At 57.2% G+C, this 6,716-nt stretch carries 6 protein-coding genes; 4 read left to right on the top strand and 2 right to left on the bottom strand.

The window, feature by feature from the left end; translation table 11 throughout:
- Nucleotides 1-100: 100 nt before the first annotated feature.
- Entirely contained in the window at nucleotides 101-2,113 is a 2,013-nt protein-coding gene (gene cas3, locus EXR70_14485; GenBank protein ID MSP39693.1) for a CRISPR-associated helicase Cas3', read from the bottom strand.
- A 276-nt stretch (nucleotides 2,114-2,389) separates the two neighbouring features.
- Nucleotides 2,390-3,430, bottom strand: a complete 1,041-nt coding sequence (locus tag EXR70_14480) for an ABC transporter substrate-binding protein (protein MSP39692.1) — start codon at nucleotides 3,428-3,430, stop codon at nucleotides 2,390-2,392.
- A 2-nt stretch (nucleotides 3,431-3,432) separates the two neighbouring features.
- Here EXR70_14480 and EXR70_14475 point away from each other — a divergent pair, with 2 nt between their 5' ends.
- From EXR70_14475 to EXR70_14460, 4 genes are all read left to right on the top strand, one after another.
- Nucleotides 3,433-4,404, top strand: a complete 972-nt coding sequence (locus tag EXR70_14475; GenBank protein MSP39691.1) for an ABC transporter substrate-binding protein — start codon at nucleotides 3,433-3,435, stop codon at nucleotides 4,402-4,404.
- Between the two features lie 68 nt (nucleotides 4,405-4,472).
- On the top strand, nucleotides 4,473-5,384 hold the full coding sequence (locus EXR70_14470; protein MSP39690.1) for a CoA transferase subunit A: 912 nt from the start codon (nucleotides 4,473-4,475) through the stop codon (nucleotides 5,382-5,384).
- Between the two features lie 27 nt (nucleotides 5,385-5,411).
- Nucleotides 5,412-5,846 (top strand): heme-binding protein, encoded by a 435-nt coding sequence (locus EXR70_14465; protein MSP39689.1) that lies wholly within the window; start codon nucleotides 5,412-5,414, stop codon nucleotides 5,844-5,846.
- Between the two features lie 81 nt (nucleotides 5,847-5,927).
- A complete protein-coding gene (locus EXR70_14460; protein ID MSP39688.1) occupies nucleotides 5,928-6,683 on the top strand; it encodes a CoA-transferase in 756 nt (251 codons plus the stop codon).
- Nucleotides 6,684-6,716: the final 33 nt, after the last annotated feature.

Below are 6,716 nucleotides of genomic sequence, written 5' to 3'. Positions count from 1 at the left end.
GCGCTGACGCCGATTTGACCCAACCTGCTGATTTTGACTGCCCCATCGTCAACCTCTGAAAACCCATAACCATCAACAGTTTGTAGAGCATCCAAGGGGGTCATTGAATTCCGGCACGCTGGGTCAATTTGGCGTCAGCGCCAACAGGCTGGGCAACAGGCCTCGATTTCCGTGCATGCCGCCACAGACGGCCCGCGCGTTGGAGCACGAGGTCGATGGGCGCGAGATCGGTCGCGACGACATCGAAGTCGAGATCAAGGCTTTGCTCCGCCACCTGGGTAGCAATGAGAATCTTCCTGCCTTCCCTGCTGCCACTTTCCCCGAAGATTTCTAAAGCGTGTTCTTCCCGTTTCTGTCGCCGGTCCGACGGAAACCGGGCGTGGAACAAAGACACCTCTGTTCCATCCAGCAATCGTTTTCCGACACGCTGCCCTTCACGCATCAAAGACTCTCCTTCAGCGAAAAGGCGATACAGGTCCTGGGCTCGCTGCACGGTATTGACGAGCGCCAGTCCCATTCCTCCGTTTATTAGGTGTGCCTCCAAGGCGGCGCGTATGTCCGACAGTTCGGCCGGGATGGGTTGCAGCCGTACGATTTGGCGACGCACCGGATCAGCCTCAAAATGTTTCTGATGTACCTTCTCTCCTGGACAGAAGATGGAAAGGCGCGGGTACTCCGGCTCCTGTTCTGGCAATGTGTCGTCAACTACTTCTGCCAGCTTGCGACGAATAGATGGCGGCAGCGTTGCAGAGAGCAGGACGACCGATGAACCCAACGCCAGAAGCCAGCGCAGCAAGTGAATTAGCAGAGTACCCGTGTAAGCGTCGTAGGCGTGTATCTCGTCGAACACGACCACGCGGTTTGCCAGACCCCAGAGGCGCACGAAGTTGTGTCGCACCGGCAGGATGGGCAGCAGGGCTTGATCCACGGTGCCGACACCGTACTCCGAAAGCAACGCTCGCTTTTTGTTCGTGAACCATTCCCCGGCCCGGACCTCGCCACCTGTTGTCGCGTCGTAGATGCCAGACATTTTCAAATTCTGGAAGGTGTCGTTAAGTAGCGACCCGCCATGCAGGAGTTGCAAGTCAAGCGTTCGGTTCATTCCCTGGCCACGCAGGAATTTGAGGGTTCGCTTAAACATGGCGTTACCCGTGGCTTTGGTTGGTAGCGCAACATACAAGCCACGATGTCCAAAGCGCCGTTGCAATTCCAAATGCGCGAAGAACGCGGCTTCGCTCTTGCCCTCACCCATGGGCGCTTCCAGCAGCAGGATGGCCGGGCCTTTCACATCGTTCAGTGTATCCGCCACGGCTTGTTGCAAAGGGCGAGGTGCAAACCCAAACACCTGCGAAAACGATTTTGTTTCTTGGGTTAGCGGAGTTCGGGCCAGCCACCCCATCGCATCCAGAGCTTTGTCGGCCAGCGCTCTGCGTCTCTGGAACCAACGCTGTAGATCGTCGCAATCGTCAGAGGTACCGAATGGAAACCAATCTTCGTTCGAACCAATCCAGTCTGAAAAGCTTGTGAGCCCCGATAACAACATGAAGTCTGGGCCAGTGAGTGACTTTTTGGTTGGAACATTGATGGGCTGAAGCACGTCCAGCAACGCTTCGAAGAGGGCGTGGCGCGTACCAGTCCAATCCTCTTTCCCGATTGCCCGCCTATCGCCCATGAGGTGTTCAAGCGTGTTAGGAGAGGCGCGACTTCCGTGATGACATCCCACGGCATCAGCAACTAATTCGGCCAAGTCATCAGGCCAGTCCATTTCGCGCAGCAGCTCCGTCAGGGCAATCTGGCTTACGAAGGCGTGGTTAATTTCGGTATTTGGGCTACGCCCGGCGTCCATACTCGTCAGATTTTTCCATTTGCATTGAAAACCTGGACAAGCCTTCCCCAAATCATGGCAGGCAATCAGGAGCAATAACCATGCACGGGCATCCGCCCAACTCATCTCCAGAGTTGCCGCTAGTCTGTTGCGCGTAGACGCGGGTTCGCGCGCTAGAATCGCGTCGGCACTGGCCGCCACATCCAGCATGTGGAGAATGAGGGGATGCCATCCACCATCGCCGTTCTTGCTTGTTTTCGCCCAGATGTACTCCAAGACCTTATCCATTATTGCCTGTGGACTGCCAAACGCATGCGATGTTTACGATTTGACTTTCTTCACCGTTGAATTATCGCATCAGGGAATCAAGACCGCCGTGCCGCAAATAGACTTCTACTCCTCATGCAAACCAACTTACAACAAGCGCGTGACGGATCAGGGCACGATCTCAGAATTTGTTGTTCAGGGAGCGCGTAGCGTCAGGCCTGAACATTGGCGTGTTGGGACCATGCTGAGTCGTTCACCAAGAGAGTCTTAAACATTCATCAGCAGCGCCCCATAAACTCACTTCTCATAGAGCTTCTTAATAAACCCGCTCGCTTCAATCTCTCTAGCGATTTTGTAGGCCACGAACTGTTCTGGATCGGCATTCTTGGCGGCTGGAACCGTGCCGGCAATTTCCGCCAGAATGGTTCGAATGCCGTCGGGAGTTGGGATCGGCAGGGGAAGATATTTGTTCGCGTAGTTATTGTAACTATCTTCCAAAACTTCGCGATCGTCGTTGCGCGTGTATTTCTTGAGCACCGCCAGAGCGAAATCCTTGTTGCGTTTGAAATCATGGATCGCCTCGATGTAAGCGAGCATGAATTCTCTGGCGACGGCTTCATTTTTTTGCAGGAAAGAGCGCGTCGTGCCGATGGGCGCCATCGGATAGTCGAGACCCAACTCGGCCAGGTCGCCCAACTCGCGGAAGCCCGCTTTGCGCGCCACCAATGACGCGGTGCCGCTCAACACGCCCACGTCTATCATTTTCGTTTGCATGGCGCGGACCGTGTCTTGGGTCGTGCCGATCTGCAAGATACTCAAGTCGCGATCGGGATTGAGGCCCCACTTTTTGAGCGCTAAGCGAATGGCGAAATCGGATGTCGCGCCGTAGCGGCTGACACCGAGCTTCTTGCCTTTGAGTTGGCTGACGTTGGTAATCTCCGGCGAAGCAAAAACTTTGAAGACAAAACCATTGATCGCGCTCGACACGATCACCGTGTCCGCGCCCTGCAACGCGGCTTGCACCAAACCGGAACCCGACAGCGAGGCGATTTCTAAATCTTTGGCGATCAATGCGCGCAGCGACACCGAGCCAGTGCCCATGCCGACCAACAATACGTCGAGACCGCGCTTCTCGAAAAGCTTGGCTTCCTTGGCGTACCACAAGGGCGCGATCGCACCGTCGGTGGAGCCGTAGCCGGCGACAACGCGGCTCAGCGGTTTTGCTTGACCGCCATGAGCGATCGTTGCGCAGAGAAGCGACAGCCAGATGACGAAGCTCAAAACCAAATGTTTCATGAGCCAAATCTGCGTCATTTGCCTGTACCAATGCAAGTGCATTTATGTTTAATAGAACAATGTCGCTACGATCATCGCTGCTCATCGTAACCGCGTTGTTGACCTACGCATCCGTTTCCGCTGCCCAAGAGAAAAAACTGATCATCGGTTACACCGCCCGGGACTTGAATAACTTTCCACTGTTCGTCGCCCAAGCCAAGGGATTTTTCAAGGATGCCGGCAAAGATGTCGAAGTGGTGCAGATGCGCTCGAACATCGGTCTCGCCGGCTTGCTCGGCGGTTCGGTGGATTACTACACTTCGTTTAGCAGCGCCGTTACCTTGGCGGCGCAGCAAGGTGCGCCGATTGTTGGAATTTTCAGCATGATCGCGCGGCCAAGCCTGTTCATGATCGCCCGGCCGGAGATTCGCACCATGGCGGAACTCAAAGGTAAGATCGTCGGTCTCGGCTCGGTCGGCGGCATCACAGTGGAAATCACCCGGCGCATGCTCGCCAGCCACGGCGTCGCCGCCGGCGATTTCACCATCGTCTCCACCGGCGATCTGCCGCTGCGGATGGCGGCGGTGAAATCCGGCGCCATTCACGCGACTCTCGGCGGGCCACCGGCGCCGTCGCTAGCCAAGGATATGGGATTGAACGTTTTGGCCACCGCCGCCGACAGCGTCGACTTTCCGCTCGCCGGACTTTCCGCGTCAGTGGCGAAAATTAAATCGAACCGCGCCGAAGTCGTCGCCGTGCTGACAGCAATGCTGCGCGGCCTGAACTTCGTGCACACGCAACGCGCCGACGCCATCGCGTTGGTGCAAAAGATTTTCAAAATGGACCGCGCTCTCGCCGAGGCCGGCTACGAGCAAACATTGCCCGCCTACAGCAAAGATGGCACGCCGTCGAGCAAGGGGGTCGAGAGCGTGCTCGAACTGGCGCGCCAGCAAGGTCTGGCGAAAAACATTTCGGTCAGCGACGTGGTCGATTTTGGTCCGCTGCGCGAAGCTCAGGCGGCGCTCAAGGGGCGCTGATCGGAGGGCGACCGCCGATCGCCCCTACGGTTTGATGTCGCAAGCGCTGCCCGACAGAAAGATCCTCCATGAACAAGCTTCGATCCATGCGCGATGCTATCGCCGCCGACGTTCACGATGGCGATGCCGTTGCGCTCGGCTGTGCGTTGGAGTCGCTCATTCCATTCGCCGCTAGCCACGAAATCATCCGGCAGAAAAAGCGCGACTTAACCTTGATCGGACCGATTTCCGATATTCAATTCGATCAGCTGATCGGCGCCGGCTGCGTTAAAAAGATCATCGCCTCGTGGGTCGGCAACGTCGCGGCCGGACTGGGCCACAACTACCGGCGCGCGGCGGAATCAGGAATCCCTAACTCGATTGAAATCGAAGAGCACTCCAACTTTACCATCGGACTCGCGCTCCAAGCGGCAGCCAACGGCGTTCCCTTCTTGCCGACCAAAACGATCAAAGGCAGCGACTTCGCCAAGCAATCGCAGTTCACAGCCATCGATTGTCCTTTTACTGGCGAGACACTGCTGGCGGTGCGCGCGCTTCATCCCGATGTCGCGGTTCTGCACGTACAGCGCGCTGACAGTGAAGGCAACACGCAAGTTTGGGGCAACTTCGGCGTCATGCGCGAGGCCGCATTCGCCGCTAAAAGAGTGATTCTCAGCTGCGAAGAGATCGTCGACCATGAGACTATTCTCAGCGATCCCAACCGCAACCTGATCCCCGGTTTCGTGGTTTCGAGCGTGGTGCACGCGCCCTTCGGCTCACATCCGTCGCCGGCCCAAGGCTATTGTCGGCGCGACGACGATTTTTATTTCGCCTATCACCAAGAGACGCGGACCAATGAAGGCTTCGGCTCATGGCTGGACAAGTGGGTGCTCGGCGTCAAAGATCACGGCGATTTTTTGCAATTGCTCGGCAACGAGCGCGTTGGCAAGCTGCGGCCGCAAGGCAATCTATTTGCACCCGCGGTGAGCTTAAATTATTAATCGTTAAACAATCTCAAGGAGGCAATCATGAAAACCGTACCGACCGCAAAACTATCCCAAGAAGGCTGTGACATCATCGTCAACACCGCCCTGGAAAAAGCCAAGGAGTTAAAACAAATCGGCAGCATTTGCGTCGTCGACGCCGGCGCCCATTTGATGGCGTTCAAGCGCATGACCAATGGCCGCACCCACAACGTGATGATCGCCCAGGCCAAGGCGCGCTGCGCCGCGTTGACCACCGCCGCCACCGGCAAAACCGGCCGCGACGGCGGCGAAATCCCGGATCATCAAGTGCTGGCGCAAACGCTCGCCGTCGGCCCCGGTTATTTTATCAGTATCGAAGGCGGATTGCCGCTCACCGTCGACGGCCAATGCATCGGCGGCGTCGGCTTCAGCGGCGCGCCCGCGGCTGTCGACCGGCAGATCGTTCAGGCTGGCATCGACGCGTTCAATAAGGCCTAACGCTTGTTTCGAGTTTGGAGTTTAGGGTTAACACGCAACCCGAAACTCGTAACTCGAATCTCGCAACGCTTTTAGTCTTCGATGCCCTACACTCGCAGAGAACTCATGGTCGCCGCCGCGGCGCGGGAGATCCATGACGGCGATAGAGTCTTCGTCGGCATGCGCCTGCCGCTGCTCGGTTTCGCCGTCGCCAAAGAAACTCACGCGCCCAATGCCATCGGGATTTTTGAAAACGGCGTGATCCGTGACTGGCCGGCGGCGGAATCGATCTTCACCATGAGCGATCCGCCCAACATCGCCCGCGCACTGTGCTGCGGCGGCCTGAACGATGTCATGTATCTTTTGCAAAGCGGCCGAGTCGATCTCGGTTTCATCGGCGGCGCCGAGATCGACCGCTTCGGCAATTTGAATACCCATTGGGTCGAAGATCACGGCAAGCGCACGCGGCTACCCGGCAGCGGTGGCGCCGCGGATATCGCGGTGATGGCTAAACGCTGCATCGTCATCATGAACCACGAACGGCGCCGCTTCGTCGATAAGGTGCACTACATCACTTCGCCGGGCTACGGCGACGGCGCCGATTGGCGCCAATGCAATGGTTTAAGCGGCGGCGGGCCGAGCCGGGTGATCACGAGCCTGGGAGTTTTTTCTTTTGAAAAAGAAAACCCCGAGATGGTCCTGACTTCATACCATCCCGGGGTTTCAGTGGAGCAGATTTGCAGTGAAACCGGCTGGCCGGTGAAAGTATCAAGCGCGGTTCACGAAACCCTAGCGCCGAGTGCAGCAGAATTAGCCGCGGTGCGAAAATACGATCCCAAAGCGGTGTGGACCGCGTGACTGTGTAGCCCTCGGCTATTAGCTGAGGGGTTC

Source organism: Deltaproteobacteria bacterium (assembly GCA_009692615.1).
Classification (GTDB): domain Bacteria; phylum Desulfobacterota; class Binatia; order UBA9968; family UBA9968; genus DP-20.
The sequence above is the reverse complement of the archived record's forward strand: the minus strand, read 5'-3'. Positions and strand labels throughout refer to the sequence as shown.

Coding starts and splice junctions, on each gene's coding strand:
- cas3 (MSP39693.1), bottom strand. CDS start 2,113: ATGGATAAGGTCTTGGAGTACATCTGGGCGAAAACAAGCAAGAACGGC.
- EXR70_14480 (MSP39692.1), bottom strand. CDS start 3,430: ATGCACTTGCATTGGTACAGGCAAATGACGCAGATTTGGCTCATGAAA.
- EXR70_14475 (MSP39691.1), top strand. CDS start 3,433: ATGTTTAATAGAACAATGTCGCTACGATCATCGCTGCTCATCGTAACC.
- EXR70_14470 (MSP39690.1), top strand. CDS start 4,473: ATGAACAAGCTTCGATCCATGCGCGATGCTATCGCCGCCGACGTTCAC.
- EXR70_14465 (MSP39689.1), top strand. CDS start 5,412: ATGAAAACCGTACCGACCGCAAAACTATCCCAAGAAGGCTGTGACATC.
- EXR70_14460 (MSP39688.1), top strand. CDS start 5,928: ATGCCCTACACTCGCAGAGAACTCATGGTCGCCGCCGCGGCGCGGGAG.